Here is a 23,193-nt window from a genome sequence, read left to right as displayed (position 1 = left end):
TTTGGTTATAAACCGATTGCGTTTTTCCAAAAACAGAAAAACAAGGTACTTACCAGCGACCGGCCCTAAAACTACTGCTTGATGCGGAGATTACGATACTGTACTTTCATGGGTGGCCCCACGTGTACCTGCACGCCCAGCAGTCCTTTGCGCTTTCCGTTTACGGCATCGTCGTCGGTAACGTCGCTCATCAGTACTCCATTGACGTAGTGCTGCAGGCGATTACCCTTAATGACGAGGTGAAATTCGTTCCAGTCTTCGCTTTTGATGAGCGTTTTCAGCGAGTCCGAAGTACCCAGCGAGCCCGTGACGCTGCGGTCGGTCCAGGCGTTGCGGCTTACCTTGGCCCGAACACCCTCGGCCGAGGCGGAGGTACCTTCCTGCGGGAGGATGCGGGCGGCTTCGCCGCGGTAGGCCAGGGTTGTGCGGCCGCGCTCTTCGTAGTTTTGGCCGGTGTAGTTGATTTTCCCGTCGATGTCGGCCTGGTACCCTTTCAGGGCGTAGGGGATGTCGGCGAGGCGCTCGCTGCGGTAGTTGATGCCCGAGTTGCCGTCTTTGGTGATCATGAATTCGCCCTTCAGCTCAAAGTCAGCGGGCTCCCCGCCTTTCCAGATGATGAACGAATTGGTTTTCAGGAGGGTTTCGGGCGTAATTTCTCCGACCAGATTGCCGTTTTCAACGCGCCAGTACTTGGTGTCGCCCTCCCAGCCTTTCAGGCTTTTGCCATCAAATATTTTCACAAATCCTTCCTTATCGCGCTGGCCCAGGCACACGGTACCAAAAGTACCTACTACTACCAGGATCAGCCCCAAACGTAACTTCCAGAAATTGCTATTTATCGACATCGTGATTCGTTGGTTTAAAATGAATTCAAAAGAATGTAATAGTACTTAGTAAAGTACCTCGCTGTACTATTTAATGAGCTACCGCGCTTGACAGTACGGGTAGTTCTCTAAGACGGAGGCCTCAGAAAACTACCCGTAAATGTACTTTCTTCTACGCGGGGAAGCTTTATTTATTTGCCCGGACTGGCGGCCGCTTTTTCGGTATAGATGGGATGTTTTTCGTTACCCCCCGCCATGAGGTACGCCATGAGGTCTTTCAATTCCTCCTCGTTGAGGCTGTTGATGAGGCCCGGTAGCATCACCGACACCGCCGAGTACTTGCTGCTCACGACGTCCTTTTTCAGGATCTTTTGCAGCATGTCGGGGGCAAAGGGATTCTGCGACACGTAGTAGGCGTTTTTGTCTTCGTTGGTAAGCCGCCCTACGATGGACTCCCCGCTTTTGAGAATAAACTGCGTAGCCGCGTACTGGTCCGATACGGCTTTGCTGGGATCGATGATGGCCTCCAGCATGTCTTTAGCCGAGAAGCGCGTGGCCAGTTGCGTCAGGTCAGGGCCTACGTTACCGCCCTCGCCGCGCATGGTATGGCAGCGCGCACAGGTAATGGCCAGGTACATGTCCTTGCCCTGCTGGTAGTTGCGGCTATGCAGGTTGTTATCCACTACGGTCATGGCCTGCTCCAGCTGCCAGCGTTTTCCGGGGCCTTTGGGGTAGTTGGTCACCACCAGGTCGTTGCCGTTGCTGGTCAGCAGCTCTCCGCCGGATAGTTTGTCAAAGTACCCCCTTTTGGCTTCGGGCACGTTGGCCAGGGCCAGCTTACGGGCTTTGTCAATGAACCCGATGTAGCTTCTTCCGCCCTTGTAGCTGAAGGCTCCCCGGAACCACTTAAAGTACCGCTCCTGCAGCTCCGGCGTCCAGCCCGTTTTGGCGGCACTCAGCATGGTGGCGTAGTAGGTTTGCTGCGCCGGGGGCATTTTTTCGAGCATCCCGGCAATATCCAGCCCGTACTGCGGATTCCGCATGATCAGGTCCGACGAGGCCGTAGCCATGTCGCCTCCGGCCTGCACCAGGTCCAGCCCTTCTTTCTTTTCGAGCAGGGCCAGCGTTTTAGAAATCACGCCCGGTGCCTCGATGGTAATAAGTACCTTGCTCAGCGCGCGGTTCAGCTCTGCCGACTTAGCGGGGTAGTTGGGGTCCAGGAAGGCGACCAGCGCCGTCTTTTGGGCGGCGTCGGGTTGGCCCATGCGCGAGAGCGTCAGCTCCGTAGCCCGTAGTACATCCAGCTGCTGGGGCTCCGTGAGCGCCTTGAAGTTAATGGAAGTCAAGGCTTTGAATATGCCCGCTTTTTGCGCTACATCGCCGTGGCGGGCCAGGGCAATCAGGGCATTAGTAGCGATGATGGGATCTTTCTCTTGCAGGGCTTTCTGCTGCCACTCGGCTACCGGCTGGTGCTCCACGGCCAGGCGGGCGGCGTAGCGAACGAAGCGATCTGGGTTTTTGAGCTGCGGCCAGGCGTCGTTGATGGCCTGCTTGTTAGGGCCGCCCGTATGGTACTTTTCCAAATTCCGACGTAGCTGATTCTCGGCGTTGATGGGCTTTGCGGCCACCGGAGCGGTACTTTCGGAGCCCTCGTAAGACACCCGGTACAGATCCGACTCCAGGCGGCGACCGCCGGTCAGGAAGTACAGGGCGCCGTCGGGGCCGATGGTACCGTCGGTCAGGGGCAGCGGAATACCCGACAAAAACTCCTCGCGCTCGCCGGCGTAAGTTGAGCCGGAAGGCTTGAGGTGAATGGCGTGGATGATCCCGAAGCTCCAGTCGAAGGCCAGCAACGTATGCTTGTACTTGGCTGGGAAGCGTGCATCTTTGGTGTGCAGCAGGTTGGTCGGTGAGCCCTGCCCAATATTGATGATGGGGGGTAGGTTGTCGGCAAAGGTAGGCGACCACTTGGCGTTTCCGGTACGCCAGCCAAACTCACTGGCGCTGGTGGCGTGGCAAATGCGCGTGGGGCGGTACCAGGGCAGGCCAAAGTCCCACTCCATGTCGGCGTCGTACACAAACAAATCACCTACTTCGTTGAAAGCCATGTCGAAGGCGTTGCGGTAGCCCGCGCTAATCAGCTCCCATTTTTTTCCGTCGGGGTCCAGCTGGGCAATCCAGCCACCGGGGGCGTGGCGGTCGTTGGCGTGGCCGCGCGGATCTTTGATGAGCGGGAAGAGGTTATCGTCTTTCCAATTGGTAGGCAAGCGGTAAGCATCCAGCGGGGGCAGGTCGGTGTGGTTACCGGCAATGACGTAGAGCGACTGCTTGTCCGGCGACAGGATGATGCTATGCGGGCCGTGCTCGCCGTCTCCTACCATCGCTTTCATGAGCGTTACTTTGTCAAACTGATCGTCGCCGTTGGTGTCTTGCAAGCGGTAGAGCCCACTGCCGCGGGGTAGTTTTTCGCTGGCGCGGTTATTGACTACCACGTACAAGCTGTTGAATGCATACAACAGCCCTTGCGCAGCGCCCATCTCCAGGGTATCGCTTCCCGAACCAATTTTGAGTTTTTCGACCGTGGGCTTGACAGAAGCCGCGCCGATGGCAGGAATCTGCAGGCGAAATAATCCTCCGTACTGGTCAGAAACGATCATACGGCCCTTGTGATCAAAAGCCATGGATACCCACGAGCCCTGCTCATTTTCCGAAGGACTGTAGAGGTGCTCGGCTTTGAAACCCGGCTGGAGTTTCAGCTTTCCTACCTTGGAGTCTTCAAAAGCCGATTGAGCCGGGGCGGTCTTGGTGACGTGCGTGTACGAAGCCGCTACCACACTCAGGATGACTAACCCCAGCACGACTCCACTCGCTTTCCTTGCTGAGGATGATTGTTTTGTAAGCATAGTTACGCTGATTTTTAAACTGTTTTTTCGATAGGTTACAGGGTTCAATCTACTGGTTGGCCACCCATCCGTCACGATTGTAGGTATATAAGTACTTTTTGGATTATTAATACCTGCTTTTACACGCGCTTTCTAAAAAAGACCGGCTACGCAACGGGGTAGCCCACGTAAAAGTCTATGCTATTATACGCAGGATGGGTGTCGCATTACTATTAGTAGCAGGCAAATTCCCTAACTTTTCTGGCAACACTATCCTGTGGTATCAGCCCATGCTCTAGGTACCTAGAGCATGGGCTGCTTATTTCGTCTACCCCTAAAAATGCGGCGTAAGAATGGACTCTTCGGCCGGTAGCGGGTAGTAAATCTCCAGATTCGTAAAAGCATTGCTGGGAGGTGCCGCCCCTTGGGGGAAGTAATAATCCTGCGGATTGGCCTTCACCCTATTTCCATAAGCCGTAATTACTTCCTGTACGCGCCCGGTACGGACCAGGTCGAACCACCGTTTGTTTTCAAAAGCCAGCTCTACCCTCCTTTCCCGGTAGATGGCCGTCCGCAAATCGGCCTGCGAGGAGGCCGTAGTAGCGGCCAGTCCGGCCCGGGCCCGAACCTGGTTCAGGTAAGGTACCGCTTCCGAAAGCTTGTTCTGCTCGATCAAGGCTTCTGCCAGGAAAAGAAGTACCTCGGCGTAGCGATAGACCGGCCAGTTATTACCCGTATTGTTATGCAAGGCGTGAGGACGAGCGTATTTTTTAATGTAAGGATACACCTTGTTCGCACGCTCGCTCCCGCTGAGTGTTACGTAGGCAATAGAGGCCTCTTTACGCTTATCGCCCGCTTCGTAGGCGGCAATGATGTCCGGCGTCGGGATATTATTGCCTTCTTCGGACAGCAACTGCGGGTTAGAAGTACCCGATATAGGAGCTAACTCAGCGGCTAACATCGGGCGGGGCAAAAAGCGGTACATGAAATTGCCGTTCAGACCGGCGGAGCCTTCCAGAAATTGAATCTCAAAAACCGACTCCTGGTTGTTTTTATTGCTGGACGTATTCGAAAAGGCATTGTTGTAGTCGGGCATGAGGGAGTATTCGCCACTCGTTACGATTTCCTTCAAAAGCTTTTCGGCCTCTGCCCAATTTTTACGAAACACGTACACATCAGCCAGTAACATTTTGGCCGCTCCGGACGTGGCGCGTCCCGGCTCCTGTTTGGACTTGGGCAACAGCAGGGTGGCCGCTTCGCTGGCATCTTTGATGATCTGCGCATAAACCTCTTCAACGGACGCTAACGGCAGCGCCGCTTCCTGCCTTACCGTAACGGGCGTTAAGTGTAGCGGCACCTTGCCAAAGTACCTCACTAGCTCGTAGTAGGCATAGGCTCGTAAAAACAGAGCTTGGCCTTTTAGGTTATTTTTCGAATCGGCGCTAAAATCAACCCCGTCGATGGTTGTCAGGATCTGGTTGGTCCGGGCAATGATCTGATAGTCTAGCCGGTACTGGTCCCGCACCACGGTGTTGGTCGTGATTCCCTGAGCCGACGGAACGGCGAAGTCAGCGATGTTCTGCGTGTTATCTACCGCGCCGAACAGCGTATTCCGGGCGTAGTAGGTATTATCAGAATGCTGCTCGCCCAAGAGCCAGGAGCGCTCGTTGGCAATACCCCGCAACGGCACATAGGCCGCGTTGACGGCTTGCAGAAAATCAGCCTCCCGGGTGAAAAAGGTAGCCGAGCTCAAAGCCGTTTCGGGATATATTTCTAAAAAGTCAGTTTGACAGCTGGTGATGGCCAGGCCGGTGAGCCAGGTAGCCAGTATGATTCTTTTTTTCATTCTTTACGTACGATAAAGCGATTAAAAACAATTGATTCAGTAGCCTATCTTCTCTTCTAGAAGTTGAGATTAACCCCCAGTGTAAAGGTACGCGGCACGGGGTAGTTGGAGAGATCTACCCCCTGGCTTAGGTTGCCACCATCACCGGCGCCGTTGTCCTGCGCGCTGGTCTCGGGGTTAGGCCCGCCCCAGTAGTTGGTAAAGACAAAGGCTTGCTGAATGGACGTGTACAAACGGGCCGACTTAAAGAATTTATTGCTCCTTGAGATGGTATAACCCAGCGTGATGTTCTTGATGGTAAAGAAGGAGGCGTCCGCAATGAAGCGGCTATTCATCCAGTCGCGCTCTACGCCCGTGATGGTACCTCCGTCCTTGTGCGCAATCCCGTAAAAGCCTTTTCCCGGATCCGCTTCCGACCGGAAGCGGTACTTCACTTCCTTTACCATGTTAAAGACGCCATCCAGGTTAGCGGTGCTATACAAGTGGCGCACCAGCAGCTGGTTTCCGTAAGAGCCCGAGCCAACGATGGACAAATCGAAGTTGCCGTAGCGGAAATTGTTGACAATACCGTACGTGAACTTAGGAAAAGGATTGCCGATAATCGTGCGGTCGTCTTCGTTGCCACCGTAGGTGATGATTCCGTCGCCGTTGATATCCCTTATCTTAATACTACCTACCGTAGAGCGACCAGGTACCTTAGGCGAATTGTTTAAATCTTCCTGGTTCATGTACACACCATCTGCTTGCAGGCCGTAGAACATCCCAAACGGCTGGCCTACCTGCGTGATGTGGAAAGTACCATAGACGCGATCGATGCCATCGGCCAGAGCCATCACTTTATTGCGATTAATGGATATGTTGGCGTTGGTAGTCCATTTCAGCCGTCCGTCCAGGTTGCGGGTCGTCAGTGCAAACTCGTGCCCCCAGAATTTAATCTCGCCGATGTTGTCATTGAAATTACTAAAACCCGACTCCTGAGGTACTTGTACGCTGTAGAGCAAGTTGGTAGTACGCTTGGTGTAGTAGTCGTACGTGAATTGTATCCGGTCATTGAACAGCCCCAAATCCAGCCCAAGATCCAGCTGGCGGGTAGTTTCCCAGCCCAAATTAGGGTTAGCCAGTGACGTTATGATGGCTCCGGGAGCAATGGTATTCCCAAACACGGAATTAACGGTATTGTTGATCAACGCATACTGCGTGTAGTCGCCAATGTTGTTATTGCCAATGATGCCGTAGCTGGCTCTCAGTTTAGCAAAAGATACCTTTGGAACGCTGCTTATGAAAAAATTCTCATCCGACACCACCCAGCCGGCCGAAACGGACGGGAAAGTACCCCAGCGATTTTGCGAACCAAAACGCGAAGAACCATCCCGGCGAACGGCCGCCGTAAAGAGGTACTTGCCTTTGTAGTTGTAGTTTAAGCGGGAAATCAGCGAAGTAAGCGCCCATTGTCCCACGGAGTTGGTCGTGCCCGCCCGGTTGATATTCAAGGCTCCCTGAACGGTAGGCAGCCGGTCATCGGCATAGGTATCAGCCTGGATACGGGTTACTTCGCGACGAAAGCTCTGGTTGGAAAAACCCGCCAGCAGCTCAAAGCTATGCTCCTTGATGCTCGTGGCGTACGTAGCCAGGTTTTCGTTGAGCCAACTTAGGTCGTCCGAATTCTGCCGGATCGAAACCGCCGTAGTCGGGATGGGCACATTGATGGCACTGGTGGCCGTGGAGGGGTTGAAGAAAAAGAACTTCGAATTCAGGAATTCTACGTTAAAAGTCGATTTCAACGTCAGCCCTTTGATGGGGTTATACTGTAGGTAGGTATTGCCCAGCAGGTTGGTTTGGCGCGTTTCGTTCACCAGTTCTTCCGCCGCCCTTACCCAGTTTGGGTACGCGTAAATATTTCCCGTGTTACCAGGTAGTTGATTGAACAACGTCAGCTCGCCCTTGGCATCCCGGATGGGCATGATAGGCCAGGTGTGCAGGGCATTGAACAAGATACCCGTACCGCGGGTACCGTCCGTGCGGGGGGTATTGTCAAAAATATAGTTGGGCGCTATATTGAACCCTATCTTTATTTTATCCGAAATGGCGTAATCGGTATTCATCCGTAGCGAGTACCGCTTGTATTTGGTGTTCAACACCACGCCCTCCTGGTCAAAAATACCCGCTACGATCGCCGTTCTAAAATTCTCCTTGTTAGAGGTCACGGTCAGGTTATAGCTCTGCATGGGGGCCGTTCTTAGTAAGGCATCGAACCAGTCGTTGTTTTTACCTTCGTACTGAGCCGGGTTCTGAAACTCCACGGGAACTACCTTGCCGTGATCTTCAAACGTTTCTTTTTTGAACTGCGCAAATTCTACGGCGTCCATCATCTCGATGCGGCCGCGCTGGGGTACGTTCTGAACGCCATAAAAGGCATTGAAGCTAACGTTGGTTTGCCCGGTCTTGCCGCGTTTGGTGGTAATCAGCACGACCCCGTTGGCTGCTCTTGAGCCGTACAAGGAAGTAGAAGAAGCATCTTTCAAGATCGAAATATCCTCGATCTCATCCGGATTCAGCGAACCAATATTGCCCGTGATCGGAAAGCCATCCACGACGTACAAAGGCTCGCTACCGGCCGAGACCGACATTTGCCCCCGAATCCGAACGGACATCCCCTGGCCGGGTCGGCCGGTCGTTTGGTTGATCTGCACGCCCGCCAGCTGCCCTTGCAGCTTCTGGGTCACCTGCGAAACCGGAATGTCCTGGATTTCCTTGCTACTAATGGTCTGCACCGCGCCGGTTACCTCCTTCTTGAGCTGACTACCGTACCCCACTACCACCACTTCGGAGAGCGCCTTGGTATCAGTGGCCATCTGGACGTCGAGGGTGGTGCGGTTATTGACGGGGATCTCCTGCGAAATAAACCCTACGAACGAAAACACCAGGATGCCGTCGTTGCCCGGCAGCGTGAGGCTGTAGGCCCCTGAGCCGTCGGTGCTCGTGCCGGTGTTGGTACCTTTAAGTACCACACTCACGCCGGGCAGGCCCTGCCCGGCTTCGTCGGTGACGCGCCCGCGCACCGTCAGGGCCCAGGGAGCGGCAAGTTGGCTCGTGGGGGCGGCATCGGCGGTTTTCTGTTGCAACAGAATGCGGTTGGACACAATCTGGTAAGAAATCTGCAACGGCGCCAGCAGTTGTTCCAGTACTACGGATAGCTGCTGGTTGGTCACGTTGAGCGACACCCGTCGGTCGGTTTTGATGAGCTCTTTGCTATATACGAACTTCACGTTGGTGAGCTCCTCCACGCGGCGAAGTACCGTTTTGAGGTTTTCGCGCTCGGCTTTAAGCGTAACACTCTTGCTCAGTATTTCTTGTCCGCGGGTGGGGCCCGCAAAGGCCAGGGCGGTCAGGAAACAGGCGATGAGTAGCTGAATTAGAGATAGTTTCATAAGCATGTACAGCCTGGCGTACAATTGGAATTGTCGCGATTCATTCATAGATTTGAAGGTTTTATTTGGAAAAAATAAGACAAAACACCTCCTGAGAGCCTTGAAAAAGGTTCTTGGACTACGCTTATAGCAGGTGTGTTCTCAACCGGTAGTGGTGGCTCACTATCGGTTGCTTTGTTTGGGGGGGAAGTATTAGGTTTTGTTCATCGGTCGGTTGGTTTAGGAAGCGTTATGTAATAGGTTGGTTTTTAATCACATCCGGGGCCGTTGATCACGATATGGGTACCGATGAGCTCATGGGTAGCCCCTACCGACTTACAGATCAACAGCAGTTTTTCGTCCAGCGACAGATCGGCTAAATCGCCACTGAACGTGCATTTTTTCAGCTTCTCCGACAGCAGCACGATCTGGATTCCGTAGCCTTCTTCGAGCTCAGCAAGTACCTCTTGCAGCGACGTATCGTTATAGGCAAAGCCGGGAGGTACTTTTACCGAAGGCAGCAAAGTGGGGGCCTGTACCAGGCCCGTCACCAGGTGCCGCTCTTTCGGAAAAAAAACCACCTTCTGGTTCGGTGTCAGAATCACACCGTTGATGCGGGCGGTGCCGGGGGGTACTTGCGCCGGGCCGGTGCCGGGGGTATGCTCATAGACCGACACCCGCCCCGTTTTTACGGCTACCTCTACCGCTCCGCTTTCTTTGGTAGTTTTGACCCAAAAACTGGTACCCAATACCTGCGCTACGGCCCCGCCGCAGTAGACCAGAAAGGGACGCTCGGGCTGCCGGGCTATATCAAAAAAAGCATCTCCTACGAGCGCGACTTCCCGCCGGTCGCCTTCAAAATGAGCCGGATACGACAGGGTACTTCCGGGCGACAGCACCACGGTACTTCCCTCTTCCAACGTCAGGCGTAGCTCTTGGGTACTTGTGTTATTGATCTGCTGCCGCTGCGCTTCCGGCACTACCTCCTCCGTCGACCCCGCCACGGGGGTACTTTGCGGGGGTACTTGCTGGCTGTACCAGCCCCACCCTACCGCTAGTAAGGTACTGGCGGCCAGCCCAGCCAGGTACCCATAACGCCAACGCGTCCCAACCCGTCGGCTCCAGGGTACTTTGGGCGCTGACGGCTCCCCGCCCGTACGCTGGGCTATGCCGCGCCGCATTCGCTCCTGCATCTCCTCTTTTTCACCTTCCGAAAGCGCTGCCAGCTCTTCCGCCCCGATGACTTCGTACCACGCCTGAATCTTCTCCATCTCCTCGGCACTACACGCTCCTTGTAGATAGCGCTGTAATAATTCCTGGAACTCTTGCTTCGATGGGCGCATACGTTTTTTCAACGGGTCTATACAGAAGTCGGGCAATCAGGCGCAACCCCTAAATTATTTTAGAAAATAGTTGTTTAATTATAAATAAATGCCGCTTTTCCCCGGTACTTCTTTAGTAAGTACCAAGCAAGCCACCAAAGGGTACTTAGGCTTGAAGCAGCCACAGCAACGACACGACCAGCTCTTTCAGATAAAGGCGAAGTACCTTCAGGGACCGGGTGAGGTGGTATTCAACGGCCTTGTCGGACAGGCTAAAATGAAGGGCAATTTTGTGGGTAGACCAGCTTTCCATACGGCTCAGCCGGAAGATCTCCTGCGACTTCGGCGGCAGCGTGATCAGGCCCTGCTCCAGGAGCAGTTGCAGGTTGTGGTACGCGACGGTCTCTTCGGTTTGGGTATCTTGCAGGGAAACAAACGCTTTGTGGTAGTCGAGGTAGCGATTCTGGACCAGCTCGGCCCGAATGTAGTCAATCACGGAGTACTTGATGGCCCGAAAGAGGTAGTTTTCGAGCTGCTGGACGTGCAGTACCTGGCGGTTTTCCCAGAGCTTCACAAAGACATCCTGCACCAGCTCTTCGGCAACTTCCTTTTTTTTCAGGCGGCGAAAAGCCGTCAGGTACAGGTCATACCAGTACTTTTCGTAGATGACCGTAAACGCCTCCCGACTACCTTCTTTCAGCGCTTCCAGAAGCGCTTGTTCCGATTCGCCGCCTGCCCCGTTCTTCATGAATTGCAGCCTAAGTGGATTTCAAATTATCCTACATATACCTTTATTAGTGCAATTAATCAAATAACCAGGCAGGCTCTATCCTGCACTATCGGGCTTGGGTACTTTAAGAAAAAGGTACCTCCGGCTACGTCTACACGTAGCCGATCGTTTCCCTTTTTATAGCCTCAAATCCGCTATTATTAAAGCTTAATGAAAATCTTGTTGCGGTAGAGCCACCAGGCCGGGATAAAATTAACGCCCACAAAAAGCAGGGAATACAGCAGTCCGGCCAGCTCGGGTGCCAGGCCTGCCTGCGTGAAGGTACTTACGAAATGCTCGTTCAGCGAGCTCCCCTGCACGCGCCAGCCGTAGAAGATCAGGGCCAGGACGTCGGCCAGGACATACACCGTAATGGCATTGGCCCCAAAAATGAGGCCCACCGAGGTACCTTTAGTACGGCCTTGAATATCCACCAGGAAGTAAACCGCCCCCAGCAGCAGCGCCGCCAGGCCCGACGTAACTAGTACGAAGGAGCTGGTCCAAAGGTTTTCGTTGACTGGAAAATGCAGCCCCCAAAAGTACCCCGCCACGGCCGAGAGCAGGCCCGCCGTCATGAGGTAGTTGGTCTTCTCGTTTCGGGTGAAGCCCGTGAGCATCAGCCGCCCGGCCAGCATCCCGGTGATGCCCGTCACGATGGACGGGAAGGTACTTAGGATGCCCTCGGGGTCCCAGGTACCCTGCCACATTTTGCCGGGCAGGTACTTGCTGTCTACCCAGGCGGCCAGGTTCTGGCCCGGCTCCAGCGCCACCCGCCCGAGGCCCGGCGTGGGGATTTGCGTCATGGCGAGCCAGTAAAGTACCAATGTCAGGCCGCCAATCCAGGCCTGGGCCTTCCAGCTGGTGTGCAGAAACAGCAGCGCGCACACCAGAAACACGATGGCGATGCGGTGCAAGGTACCCGTCCAGCGCAGGTCGGTGAAGTCAAAATCGGGCAGCAGGTTCAGGAACATCCCGATGGCAAAGATCTTCAGCGCCCGCACCACGATCTTGCCGTACAGGCCGGACTTAGGGGTACCGGTGCCCAGCCGCTTGGTGTAAGCCAACGCAATGGACACGCCCACGATAAAAAGGAAAAAGGGCGCGATGAGGTCGGTAAAAGAAAGGCCGTTCCAGCGCGAATGGCTCAGCGGGTGGTATACGTGCGCATCGCTGCCCGGAAAGTTGACGACGATCATGGCCGCCATCGTAAATCCCCGCAGGAGATCCAGGGAAAAGAGCCGTTCGGAGGGTAATTTCATGAAAAAGTCTTGAAGGGGTTGTAGTCCTTTTAATACTTCTTACCGTAGTATTAGGGCTATTTGCCAGCCCGGTTTATGAATAAAATTCTAGCTACGTACGGAATCCTCTTTTTTAGCCTCTGGATGGGTGCCTGCCAGCCCTCAGGCCGGTCAGCCTCAGACAGTCCGATCGCGGTATCCTGGAAGCTGCTCAGCAACTTTACGGATACCGAAGAAGGTTTTCGGGCCCAATTTGAGCTCATCAACAAAAGCAACAAGCCGCTGGAAGGTACCCGTTGGGCGTTGTTTTTCAACATGGCCCCCCGCCCCATTTTGCCCAACAAAACACCCCAGCCCGCCACCGTTCAGCACCTCAACGGCGACTGGTACAAGCTGGTACCCAACGAGGGCTTCCGGCTTGCCGCCGACTCCAGCGTAGTCATTTCCTACGAAGGTACCGAGGGGGTCATTAAGGAAACGGACGCGCCGCTGGGGCTGTACCTGGTCTTTTATGACCAAAACGGCGGCGAGGAGCAGATTGTCCTGATCGACGACTACCAGGTCCTGCCTTTTACCACTACCGAACAAACCCGGCGCGGCCCCCAGGACGAGGAGCCCGCTTCCAGCGCGGCCCAACGCTACCAGGCCAACCTGGCCACCACGGAAGTGGATTCGGCCCGGTGGCTCAAGGTACTTCCTACCCCCGTGAAGCTCGAAACCCAGCCCGGTACCCTGGCGTTGACCAGTCAGTTTGCCATTCACTACACCAAGGGCCTCGAAACCGAAGCCCGGCTCCTGGCCGAAAAGCTCGAAGCACTCAGCGGGCTGCGCCTACCCACTACCCCAGAGCCCCGCCAGCGACCGGGCATTTCCCTGCGCACGGGGGCCGTTACGGTCAACGAAACCAGCCAGGAAGCGTACCAGCTACGGGTACAGCCCGAAGGGGTGGATATTTTGGGGAGCGACGCCGCGGGGGTCTTTTACGGCACCCAGAGCCTGCTGGCGCTGCTGCCGGTGCGGACTACGGCCCAGCCAACACCCGCCGTGAAGGTACCTTACGTACACATCGAAGACGCGCCGCGCTTTCATTTCCGGGGTCTGCACCTGGACGTGAGCCGCAACTTCCAGACCAAAGAAAGCATCCTGCGGGTACTTGACCTGCTCGCTTTTTACAAGGTTAACCATTTTTTATTCTACACGACCGAAGACGAAGGCTGGCGGCTGGAAATTGACGGCCTGCCCGAGCTCACGGAGGTAGGTGCCCAACGCCAGCACGTAGCCGGACCAGAAGCCGCCGCCCTGCACCCCGCTTACGGCTCGGGCCCCGTGGCCTACGCCGAAGGCCAGCACGGCAGCGGGTACTACAGCAAGGCCGACTTCGTTGAGATCCTGAAGTACGCCAAAGCGCGGCACATCAAGGTGATCCCCGAGCTCAACTTCCCCGGCCACGCCCGGGCGGCCATCAAGGCCATGGAGGCCCGCTACGAGCGCCTGCTCAAAGCTGGCAAAAAAGAGGAGGCCGAAGAGTACCGCCTCATCGACCCGGACGACCGTTCGGTGTACCTGTCGGCCCAAGGATATAAGGACAACGTCGTGAGCGTGGCACGGGAGTCGACTTACCGCTTTTACGAAAAAGTAGTGGACGAAATGGCCAAGATGTACCGCGAAGCGGGCCTGACGATGGACGTGATCCACGCCGGAGGCGACGAAGTACCCGAAGGGGCCTGGACGCAGTCTCCGCTGGCGGCCCAGCTCCTGAAGCAGCATCCCGAAGTGGGCGATCCGCATAACCTGCACGCGTACTTTTTCAAAAAACTGCTGGCCCGGCTCCAGAAACGAAACCTTACCGTACACGGTTGGGAAGAAGTAGCACTGCTGAAAATGCCCGACGGCTCCTACCAGGCCAATCCTGAATTTGCGGGCCAGGGGGTGGCTATCTACATTTGGAACAACCTCTTCGACTACCCCGACCTGGGGTACCGCCTCGCCAACGCCAACTACCCGGTGATTTTGTGCAACGTGTCCAATTTCTACTTCGACCTGGCCTATGACAACGATCCGCAGGAGCCGGGGCTGTACTGGGCGGGCTTTGTCAATACCCGCGATGCCTACGCGTTTGCACCTTTTGACATGTTCAAAACAACTACCCATACCTCCATGGGGAAGCCCATCGACTGGGCCCGTGACTTTCCGCGGCGCGAACGCCTCAAACCGGCCGCCCGGAAAAATATCCTGGGCCTGGAAGCTCAGCTCTGGAGCGAAACCGTCAAAGGGCGCGACATGCTGGAGTACTACCTGCTGCCTAAGCTGCTGGGTTTTGCCGAAAGTGCCTGGGCACCCGCGCGGAAGTGGGAAACCAGCGAGAACGCCAAAAACCGCGCGCAGGCGATCCAGACCGAATGGGACGCCTTCGCTACCACCCTGGCCCGGCGCGAACTACCCCGCCTGAGCCTGCTCAACGGCGGCTATGCCTACCGGGTACCTCCGCCGGGAGCCGTGTGGGAAGAGGGTACTTTGAAGGCCAACACCGAGCTACCCGGACTCACCATCCGCTATACCACCGACGGCTCCGAGCCCAGTGCGCGCTCCACGGTATACACCGGGCCGGTCAAGGTACCTACGGGGGCGGTCAGGCTTCGAAGCTTTGATGCGGCAGGACGACCGAGCCGGGTCGTCAATCTGGAATAGAATCCAATGTAAAACAAATACCGCCCAGCCAATGGGCCGTACCATCCAACCATACTAGCTTATTATTACATGATCATCGGGGTTGATTTAGGGGGAACCAACATCAGAGCGGGCCTGGAACACGAAGGCAGCATCATTCGTCAGGAGAGTCGTCTGCTTGTAGATAAAGATTCTCTATCGTCTACGTTACAACAGCTTATTGAACTCATTAGGCCTTTATTCAATGAAGAAATTACCGGAATCGGCGTAGGGGTACCTTCCGTGGTGGATGTCGAAAAAGGCATCGTCTACGACGTCGTCAACATTCCTTCCTGGAAAAGGGTAGAGCTAAAGGACATCCTGGAAAAGGAGTTTGGCGTACCGGTGTTTGTCAATAACGACGTCAACTGCTTCACGCTGGGCGAGTTTCATTTTGGCATCGGGCAGTCATTCAACTCCCTGGTGGGCATTACCTTAGGCACCGGACTGGGCTCAGGAATAATCGTGAACGGAGAGCTGCACGCGGGCCACAACTGCGGGGCGGGGGAAATCGGGATGCTGCCCTACCTCGACAGCAACTTTGAGCAGTACACCAGCGGGCGCTTCTTTGAATTGCTTCACGGCATCAGCGCCCACAAAGCCTACGAAGCCGCGCAGGCCGGCGACCGCACCGCCCTGGGGCAGTGGGCGGAGTTTGGCACCCATCTGGGGCAGGTAGTGAAGGCTATCCTGTATACCTACGACCCGCAGGCTATCGTACTGGGAGGTTCCATCACCAAAGCGTATCCTTTTTTTAAGTGTGCCATGCAGGAAGCCCTTCAGGACTTTGCCTACCCGGAATCCATCCGCAACCTGAACGTACTACAAACCCAAAACGAGGGCATCGCTTTGCTCGGCGCGGCGGCGCTGGCCCACTCGCAGCTGCGGAAGCAGGTCGCGTCCATCTCTACTTTTGGGTAGGTACTTCTCGGGAATGTGCCCGCCGGTAGGTATATTAGCCCGGCCCTAGTTCTTATTTCCCTGACACCCTCTTTATTTTTATTTCAATACCCATGAAAAAAAACACGCTGCTCGTCTGGCTGATTTTCCTTATTTTCTTCGTCATCTCTTTTTTGAGCAATATCCTGGGGCCGCTCATTCCCGATATTGTCGATAGTTTTGACCTCAGCCTCGGGTTAGCGGGTTTTCTGCCCTTTGCGTTTTTTGTGGCCTACGGGGTCATGTCCATTCCGTCGGGGCTTCTGGTAGAAAAGTACCGCGAAAAGAAAGTACTGCTGGCGGCCTTCGCGCTGGCGTTTGCGGGGGCTTTGCTCTTTGCGCTTATCCCTACTTTTACCATTGCGCTACTCTCGCTCTTTCTGATCGGCCTGGGCATGGCCATGCTTCAGGTGGTGATCAATCCGCTGCTGCGGGTTACGGGCGGCGAACCGCACTTTGCCTTCAACTCCGTGATGGGGCAGCTCTTCTTCGGCGGGGCTTCGTTTTTGAGCCCTTTGCTGTACAGCTACCTGGTTCAGAACGTCCACACCGGCAACCCGGCAACGCTCCTCGCCCTACTCGATCAGCTCGTTCCGGATAACCTCAAATGGGTGTCGCTGTACTGGGTATTTGCGGTCATTGCGCTGCTGATGGTCGTGGTGATCTACTTTGTGTCGTTTCCCACGGTGGAGCTCAAAGAAGACGAGCGCATCGACACCGGCCAGGCCTTCAAAGACCTGCTGGGCAACAAGGCCGTGTACCTCTTTTTCTTTGGCATCTTCGCCTACGTAGGTACCGAGCAGGGCATTGCCAACTGGGCCTCCAAGTTCTTACAGACCTACCACGGCGTCGATCCGGCTACGGTGGGCGCTTCGGTGATCTCCTATTTCTGGGGTCTGCTCACCATCGGCTGTCTGCTGGGGTTGGTGCTGCTCAAGCTCGTCGATAGCCGCCGTGTATTGATTATCTTCACCATCGGGGCTATCTTTGCTTTGCTGGCGGCGCTGTTTGGGCCGAGGGAGGTATCGCTGGTGGCCTTTCCGCTCACGGGCTTTTTTGCCTCGGTCATGTGGTCGGTCATTGTGTCGCTGGCGCTCAACTCCGTGCCGCACCACCACGGTACTTTTTCCGGTATTCTGTGTACCGGCATTGCCGGGGGGGCGTTGGTGCCGCTGGTGGTAGGGGTACTGGGTGACTGGCTGGGGCTGCGCATGGGGATGCTATTTTTATTTATTACCCTGGGGTACATCCTCAGCATCGGCATCTGGGCGCGCCCCCTCGTCACGAACGCCACCGTGCGGCGCTGGAAAGATTTGTTCGAGAGCACCGTGTAGCTTGCTAGCCCGATACTTCCCATGTACAAGATCATACTCTTATTGGATTTTGCGGAAGAATACAGCAAAAGCCTCCTGAAGGGCATTACTAAGTACTCCAAGGAGCACGGGCCCTGGGCTTTTTGCCGCATGCCGCTCTACCACCGCGAAACCGTCGGGATCGAGGGGATTCTGGCCTGGGCCCGCGAGTGGGGCGCAGACGGCATCATTGGGCAGCTCTACAACGACAAGGACATCGGTAAGATCGTGGACGCGGGCATCCCGGTCATTGCGCAGGACTTTAAGGAGCGCTTCGGCGAAATCCCCAACATCACCGGGGCCTACCACGAAACGGGCGTTATGGGCGCGGAGTACTTTCTCAAAAAAGGCTTTCAGCACTTTGCCTTCTACGGCTTCAGCGACATTGTGTGGTCGCGCGAGCGGGCCGAGGGCTTCGAGCAGCGCATCAATGCCGCCGGCCGCCAGGTACACTACTTCGAGCACAAGAAGTCGCGCTCCAGCGAGCTATGGTACTACAAGCCCAGCTCCCTGAGCCGCTGGCTTAAGGAGCTTCCCAAGCCCATTGCGCTCATGGCCTGCGACGACAACCAGGGCCAGCACATTACCGAGGCCTGTCGGCACTCGGGCATCCGGATTCCGGAAGAAGTGGCCGTGCTGGGCGTGGACGACGACGTGATGCTCTGTGAGCTGTCGGACCCGCCGCTGTCGAGCATCGGGCTCGACGTCGAAAAGGGTGGCTACGACGCCGCCCGGCTGCTCGATCACCTCATCCGAAACGGCATGGCCGACTGGCACAACATCGTGGTGAAACCCACGCAGGTCATTACGCGGCAGTCGACCGATATTTACGCTACCGAAGACGACTACGTGGCGTCCTCGCTCAAGTACATTCACCAGAACATCGAGAAAAACCTGCACGTGGACGACGTCGTGAAGCAGATTCCGCTCTCGCGCCGGGCGCTGGAGAAGCGCTTTCAGCTCACGACCGGCTACCCCATCTACAAGTACATTGCCAACCTGCGGATCGAGAAATTCACCAAAAAACTACTGGAAACCGACATGACGGTTTTTGAGATCGCGCTGGATCTGGGCCTGGGCGACGGCAAGAACATTGCCCGGCAGTTTAAGCAGGTCAAAGGCTGCAACCCCATGGAATACCGCAATAGGTACCTGGCGGGGAAGTAAGGCTGCATAAGGTACCTGAATAAGTAGCGGTGAGGTACTTTGGAAAGAAAAGTACCTCACAAATAGGCGGCCTGCTCGGCGCGGTCGCGCAGGAATTGCTTGGCTTTCACCAGCTGGTTCTTGACCGTATTTTTGGAAATATTGAGGTGCTCGGCAATCTCCTGGTAGGATTTGCCCTGCTCCACGTTCAGCATCAGGATCAGCTTGCGCTTGACGGAAAGCGAGTCAATGGCCGTCTGCAAAAACTGCAGCCGCAGCTCCTTTTCGTCTTTCTCGTTTTCCCGGCTCAGCTCCATGCGCTCGAGGTAGTGCTGCCGCAGGCTGTGGTTTTTCTCAATTTTTTTCAGGTAGTCAAACGACAGGTTCCGCAGGCAGGTAAACAGGTACGAATGAAAGTTATGATCGGGCTTCAGGAAAGTCCTACGATCCCAGATCTTCATGAAGATTTCCTGTAGCACATTTTCAGCCTCCTCTTCATCTTTCAGGATCGAATTACAAAACTTAAGCGCGGGCGTCTTGTAGTAGTTAAACAGTTCAGCAAAGGCCGCCTGATCACCTTGTGACACTTTGCGTAGCAGATGTTCGGTAGGAATAGCCATGAGGGTAGTGCGTTTTTCAGATCAAGTTGGGTTTACTTTCTATACAAAAAACAATACAAATAATAAAAATACTCCTATATACATTCCGACATGAGAATACGCTCTGGCTACTGTGCGCCCAAGGTACCTTGGTAGTTGGAGTGGTGGGAATAAGAGAATCGGCCCCCAGAGAAGAACGGCAGATTCGACGGCGTGACGGCTGATCAATAGAAGTACCTATCCTTAGCTGTCATTTTATGAGGATAAATTTACGTACTTACCAACTACTATGCAGCGTAAAATGCGTAAATATACCCTCAAATCACGCACACACTTTAAAGTTCACCGTTTATTCACGCAGGTTTAATGATCCGGTAAAAAAGCCATGACCTGCCGATTCCGTTCCCTCAAGGTACTTTCTCTTAATCCTTATATAAGAAACGGCGGGCAGACAGCCCCGGCCGTCGGACTTAAACCCTGGTGTCCCTCCGCTTTTGAACGGGATTTTTGCAAAATATAAACCAGAAAAAATAGTACTCCCCCGCCCGGAGTGAGTATAAAAGAGTATCCGAAACTCAAACCGGGGCCGTTCCGTACCTACTTTCGCCAGCGGAAGCAACGCTACCGAGCCACCCCATCATCTTTTTATTAAGTACTTATGGATCAAAGTCGTATTAGTGCCATTCTTGAAAAAATTAAAGCCGTTAAAATAGCCGTCTACGGAGATTTCTGCCTGGATGCCTACTGGATCATGGACCAGCGAGGCTCGGAGGTTTCCATTGAAACTGGCCTGCCGGCCGAAGCCGTAGCCAGCCACTACTACTCCCTGGGTGGAGCCGCCAACGTGGTAGCCAACCTGGCCGCTCTGGAGCCCGCCCAGATCAAGGTGATCGGGGTCGTGGGCGACGACCTCCACGGCCGGGAGCTCACGGCCCAGCTCCGCGCTTTGGGTGCCAACACGGACCATTTGGTGGTACAGGAAGAAAATTTCAATACCTATTCGTATCTGAAAAGGTACACCGATGGAAAAGAAGCGCCCCGCATCGACTTCGGCGTATATAATCAGCGTTCGGAAGAAACGGACCGCGGTATTCTGGCCGGGCTGGAGCTGGCCCTGGAAAGCTATGACGCCCTCATCTTTAACCAGCAGGTACTGGGTAGTATCACCAACGACCGCTTCATTGAGGCCGCCAACGCGCTCTTCCAGCGCTACGACCACAAGATCATCATGCTGGATTCGCGCCATTTCAACGACCGCTTCCAGGGTACCTGCCTGAAGGCCAACGAAAAGGAAATAGCCGCCCTGAACGGCGTACTGGTAGAGCCTTCGGCTACGGTACTTATTAAGGATGTACTTCAGTACGGCCAGGCGGTGTTTGCGCAAAGCCAGAAACCGGTCTTCGTAACCTGCGGCGCGCGGGGTATCCGGGCTTTTGATGCCGCGGGGGTGCACGAAGTACCCGGCCTACAGCTCACCGCCAAGCTCGATACCGTGGGGGCGGGCGATACGGCGATCAGCGCCATTACGCTTTGCCTGGCGGCCGGAATTGCCCCTGGCGAAGCCGCCGAGCTGGCCAATTTTGCCTCGGCCGTGACCGTACAGAAACTCTTCCGGACGGGTACCGCCAGCGGCGAGGAAATCCTGGCCATCAGCCAGGCCCCTGACTACAACTTCCAGGTGGACCTGGCCAACAATCCGCGCGAGGCGGTGTACGTGCCGGGAACAGAGTTTGAGCTCTGCGATCCGGCCATTCTGGAGCAGCTGGGCCACATCAAATACGCCGTATTTGACCACGACGGCACCATCAGTACCCTGCGCGAAGGCTGGGAAGAAGTGATGGAGCCGGTGATGATGAAGGCCATCCTGGGCGATCAGTACGACCAGGTAGATCAGGGTACTTTTGCGAGCCTGCTCGAGGATGTAAGGGATTTTATTAACAAAACAACGGGCATCCAGACCATCTACCAGATGGACGGCCTGGCCCAGATGGTGCGGGAGTTTGGCTACGTACCCGAAGACCAGGTACTGGACAAGTTTCAGTACAAGCAAATCTACAACGACGCCCTCATGGAGCAGGTGGATCAGCGCATGAACAAGCGCCTCTCCGGCGAGCTGGGCACCGAAGACTATACGCTCAAAGGAGCCGTGGACTTCCTGCGGGCGCTCAAGGCGCGGGGCGTGGAGCTGTACCTGGCCAGCGGTACCGACGTCGACGACGTCATCAACGAAGCCAGGGTACTTGGCTACGCCGATTTGTTTGAAGGGAAAATCTACGGGGCCCTGCGCGACTACACCAAGTTTTCGAAGCGGATGGTGATTGAAAAAATCATTGCCGACAACCAGCTCGAAGGTAAAGAGCTGATGGTACTTGGCGACGGCCCCGATGAGATTCGGGAAGGGCGGCGCTCGGGGGGTGTGGCCATTGGCATCATCAGCAACGAAGTACGCCGCTACGGCCCCAACCTGGCCAAGCGGCCCCGGCTCGTGCGGGCGGGGGCGCACCTGATCATCCCGGATTTCTCGCAGGGCGAGCAGTTGCTGAACCTCCTTTTTGAGAAAAAAGCCACCAACGTGCTGGTGTAGCGCCTAGGTCCCATTCTATCTTTAATATATTCTCATCGGTAGTACCTTTCTTCTCGCCAAGAGGGTACTACCGATTAACGTAAAAAAGCGATGCCTCTCTCGACCCGGAGTACCTTTCTCGCGCTTTCTCTCCTACTACTCATGAGCCACTGCCACACCGCCACCCAGCCGGAAGAAATCCAGCTGACCCGCGACCTCCGCTACAACCACGACCTGGACAACAACGACAACTTCTCGCCCGACAACCAGTGGCTCGTTTACGACACCCGCACCCACGCGGGCGGCATCGCGGCTTCCAGCCGCATCGAGCGGGTACGTGTGCCGTCGGGCGAGAAGGAGGTACTTTACGAGCTACCCCACAACCAAGACTGGGGCCCCGGAGCTGGAGCGGTGAGCTACTGCCCCACCCGTCCCGAAGTGGCCTTTATCCACGGATTGCCGTCCGTCACGGCCAGCAATCCCTACCAGCAGTGGCGTAGGCTGGGGGCCATCGTCCAGGACGAGCGGCCGGGCCAGGCTACCTTCCTGGATGCCCGCCACGTGGTTCCGCACTTCACGCCCGGTGCGCTGCGCGGAGGTACCCACCGCCACGAGTGGAGCCACGACGGCCAGTGGATTGGCTATACCTACAACGACGCCCTGATGGAAGCTCTGGAACGAACCACCGGCCAGCCCCACAACCTCCGCACCATCGGCGTGTCCAAGCGCGGAAAAGCCGTGCAGGTACCTGACACCGCCACCGGCGAAAACTACCCCGGCGCGTGGTACAGCGTGCTGGTGGTGCGGGTAGTACCCCAGCCTCAGCCGGGCTCCGACGAGATCAGCCGAGCCGCCAGCGACAGCTGGGTGGGCCAGCAAGGGTACCTGAAACCCGACGGTACCCGGCAGATAGCCCGGGCCTTTTTGGGTACGGTAAAAGACAAACAGGGAAAAGACGTCAACGAGGTATTTGTGGTAGATATTCCCGAGGAAATAGACCAGCCAGGCGAGTACGGCCCGTTGGAAGGTACCTCTACCCAACTACCCATGCCGCCTAAAGGTACTTCCCAGCGCCGCCTCACCCGCACTGCCGACACCCAGTACCCCGGCTGCTCGGGCATCGTGCGGTCCAGCGCCGATGGCAGCCAGCTGGCCTACCTCGCCCGCGACCAGGCCGGGATTCAGCAGCTGTTTGTCATCAGCCCCACGGGAGGTACTTCCAGGCAGCTCACCCGCCACTCGTCCGACGTGCAGGGGTACTTTCGCTGGCACCCCGACGGCCAGCGCCTGGCGTACGTCTGGGACGGCAGCATTGTGCTATGTGCGCTGGAAACTACCTCGGACGATGCTTCCGCCCAGCGCCTGACGTCCGCCAGCCAGCCCGGCCCTACCAACCTGGTGTGGGCGCACGACGGGCAAACGCTCGCTTACAACCGCTACGTCAAATCCACCACCGGCTCCGATTCTACCAAGCAGATCTTCCTGCTCAAGGTACCTTTGAGCCGGTAAGGTACTTTTACTTTTTTTAAAGCGTTTTACGAAAAAACCAGGTAGGTTATCCTTTTGCTGCCCTTTCTTTGTGGGAGTCATCAACGGTATC

14 protein-coding genes are annotated in these 23,193 nt (G+C 55.8%); 6 read left to right on the top strand and 8 right to left on the bottom strand.

Annotated elements, in window-relative coordinates; genetic code table 11:
* Positions 1-71: 71 nt before the first annotated feature.
* The 7 genes from HNQ92_RS04995 to HNQ92_RS04965 form a co-directional block, all read right to left on the bottom strand.
* Entirely contained in the window at positions 72-845 is a 774-nt protein-coding gene (locus HNQ92_RS04995) for a 3-keto-disaccharide hydrolase (protein WP_184171689.1), read from the bottom strand.
* Positions 846-1,015: 170 nt separating this feature from the next.
* Positions 1,016-3,727 carry a PQQ-dependent sugar dehydrogenase gene (locus HNQ92_RS04990; protein WP_184171687.1) on the bottom strand — a complete coding sequence of 904 codons (2,712 nt, stop codon included), beginning with the start codon at positions 3,725-3,727 and terminating at the stop codon, positions 1,016-1,018.
* 313 nt (positions 3,728-4,040) lie between these two features.
* Entirely contained in the window at positions 4,041-5,552 is a 1,512-nt protein-coding gene (locus tag HNQ92_RS04985; RefSeq protein ID WP_184171685.1) for a RagB/SusD family nutrient uptake outer membrane protein, read from the bottom strand.
* A gap of 56 nt (positions 5,553-5,608) precedes the next feature.
* Complete coding sequence (locus HNQ92_RS04980; RefSeq protein WP_184171683.1) at positions 5,609-8,980, bottom strand: TonB-dependent receptor; 3,372 nt, start codon at positions 8,978-8,980, stop codon at positions 5,609-5,611.
* Positions 8,981-9,228: 248 nt separating this feature from the next.
* Complete coding sequence (locus HNQ92_RS04975) at positions 9,229-10,302, bottom strand: FecR family protein (RefSeq protein WP_184171681.1); 1,074 nt, start codon at positions 10,300-10,302, stop codon at positions 9,229-9,231.
* Positions 10,303-10,447: 145 nt separating this feature from the next.
* Complete coding sequence (locus tag HNQ92_RS04970; RefSeq protein ID WP_184171679.1) at positions 10,448-11,029, bottom strand: sigma-70 family RNA polymerase sigma factor; 582 nt, start codon at positions 11,027-11,029, stop codon at positions 10,448-10,450.
* 182 nt (positions 11,030-11,211) lie between these two features.
* The gene (locus HNQ92_RS04965; protein WP_184171677.1) at positions 11,212-12,309 is read right to left on the bottom strand and encodes an acyltransferase family protein; all 1,098 of its coding nucleotides are present in this window, start codon (positions 12,307-12,309) and stop codon (positions 11,212-11,214) included.
* Between the two features lie 75 nt (positions 12,310-12,384).
* Here HNQ92_RS04965 and HNQ92_RS04960 point away from each other — a divergent pair, with 75 nt between their 5' ends.
* The 4 genes from HNQ92_RS04960 to HNQ92_RS04945 all read left to right on the top strand — a co-directional run bounded on the left by HNQ92_RS04960 (position 12,385) and on the right by HNQ92_RS04945 (position 18,452).
* Positions 12,385-14,976, top strand: coding sequence for a family 20 glycosylhydrolase (locus HNQ92_RS04960; protein ID WP_184171675.1), 2,592 nt, complete (start codon positions 12,385-12,387; stop codon positions 14,974-14,976).
* A gap of 69 nt (positions 14,977-15,045) precedes the next feature.
* Positions 15,046-15,915, top strand: a complete 870-nt coding sequence (locus HNQ92_RS04955) for an ROK family protein (RefSeq protein WP_184171674.1) — start codon at positions 15,046-15,048, stop codon at positions 15,913-15,915.
* A 92-nt stretch (positions 15,916-16,007) separates the two neighbouring features.
* Entirely contained in the window at positions 16,008-17,267 is a 1,260-nt protein-coding gene (locus HNQ92_RS04950; RefSeq protein WP_184171672.1) for an MFS transporter, read from the top strand.
* A gap of 21 nt (positions 17,268-17,288) precedes the next feature.
* Positions 17,289-18,452 (top strand): AraC family transcriptional regulator, encoded by a 1,164-nt coding sequence (locus HNQ92_RS04945; RefSeq protein ID WP_184171670.1) that lies wholly within the window; start codon positions 17,289-17,291, stop codon positions 18,450-18,452.
* Positions 18,453-18,508: 56 nt separating this feature from the next.
* On the opposite strand, the gene HNQ92_RS04940 is transcribed toward HNQ92_RS04945, so the two are convergent.
* The gene (locus HNQ92_RS04940; RefSeq protein WP_184171668.1) at positions 18,509-19,051 is read right to left on the bottom strand and encodes an RNA polymerase sigma-70 factor; all 543 of its coding nucleotides are present in this window, start codon (positions 19,049-19,051) and stop codon (positions 18,509-18,511) included.
* Between the two features lie 637 nt (positions 19,052-19,688).
* On the opposite strand from HNQ92_RS04940, the gene HNQ92_RS04935 reads away from it, so the two are divergent.
* Positions 19,689-21,614, top strand: coding sequence for a PfkB family carbohydrate kinase (locus tag HNQ92_RS04935; protein WP_184171666.1), 1,926 nt, complete (start codon positions 19,689-19,691; stop codon positions 21,612-21,614).
* 141 nt (positions 21,615-21,755) lie between these two features.
* Positions 21,756-23,102: a DUF3748 domain-containing protein gene (locus HNQ92_RS04930; RefSeq protein WP_246439621.1), complete on the top strand. Its 1,347-nt coding sequence runs from the start codon at positions 21,756-21,758 to the stop codon at positions 23,100-23,102.
* Positions 23,103-23,193 lie beyond the last annotated feature (91 nt).

The organism is Rhabdobacter roseus, from assembly GCF_014202275.1.
GTDB classification, from domain to species: Bacteria; Bacteroidota; Bacteroidia; order Cytophagales; family Spirosomataceae; genus Rhabdobacter; species Rhabdobacter roseus.
The sequence above is the reverse complement of the archived record's forward strand: the minus strand, read 5'-3'. Positions and strand labels throughout refer to the sequence as shown.

Excerpts from the sequence above, each read along its gene's own strand:
- HNQ92_RS04980 (WP_184171683.1), bottom strand. The coding sequence starts at position 8,980 with ATGAAACTATCTCTAATTCAGCTACTCATCGCCTGTTTCCTGACCGCC.
- HNQ92_RS04935 (WP_184171666.1), top strand. The coding sequence starts at position 19,689 with ATGGATCAAAGTCGTATTAGTGCCATTCTTGAAAAAATTAAAGCCGTT.
- HNQ92_RS04955 (WP_184171674.1), top strand. The coding sequence starts at position 15,046 with ATGATCATCGGGGTTGATTTAGGGGGAACCAACATCAGAGCGGGCCTG.
- HNQ92_RS04975 (WP_184171681.1), bottom strand. The coding sequence starts at position 10,302 with ATGCGCCCATCGAAGCAAGAGTTCCAGGAATTATTACAGCGCTATCTA.
- HNQ92_RS04950 (WP_184171672.1), top strand. The coding sequence starts at position 16,008 with ATGAAAAAAAACACGCTGCTCGTCTGGCTGATTTTCCTTATTTTCTTC.
- HNQ92_RS04970 (WP_184171679.1), bottom strand. The coding sequence starts at position 11,029 with ATGAAGAACGGGGCAGGCGGCGAATCGGAACAAGCGCTTCTGGAAGCG.
- HNQ92_RS04995 (WP_184171689.1), bottom strand. The coding sequence starts at position 845 with ATGTCGATAAATAGCAATTTCTGGAAGTTACGTTTGGGGCTGATCCTG.
- HNQ92_RS04960 (WP_184171675.1), top strand. The coding sequence starts at position 12,385 with ATGAATAAAATTCTAGCTACGTACGGAATCCTCTTTTTTAGCCTCTGG.
- HNQ92_RS04985 (WP_184171685.1), bottom strand. The coding sequence starts at position 5,552 with ATGAAAAAAAGAATCATACTGGCTACCTGGCTCACCGGCCTGGCCATC.
- HNQ92_RS04990 (WP_184171687.1), bottom strand. The coding sequence starts at position 3,727 with ATGCTTACAAAACAATCATCCTCAGCAAGGAAAGCGAGTGGAGTCGTG.
- HNQ92_RS04965 (WP_184171677.1), bottom strand. The coding sequence starts at position 12,309 with ATGAAATTACCCTCCGAACGGCTCTTTTCCCTGGATCTCCTGCGGGGA.
- HNQ92_RS04945 (WP_184171670.1), top strand. The coding sequence starts at position 17,289 with ATGTACAAGATCATACTCTTATTGGATTTTGCGGAAGAATACAGCAAA.
- HNQ92_RS04940 (WP_184171668.1), bottom strand. The coding sequence starts at position 19,051 with ATGGCTATTCCTACCGAACATCTGCTACGCAAAGTGTCACAAGGTGAT.
- HNQ92_RS04930 (WP_246439621.1), top strand. The coding sequence starts at position 21,756 with ATGAGCCACTGCCACACCGCCACCCAGCCGGAAGAAATCCAGCTGACC.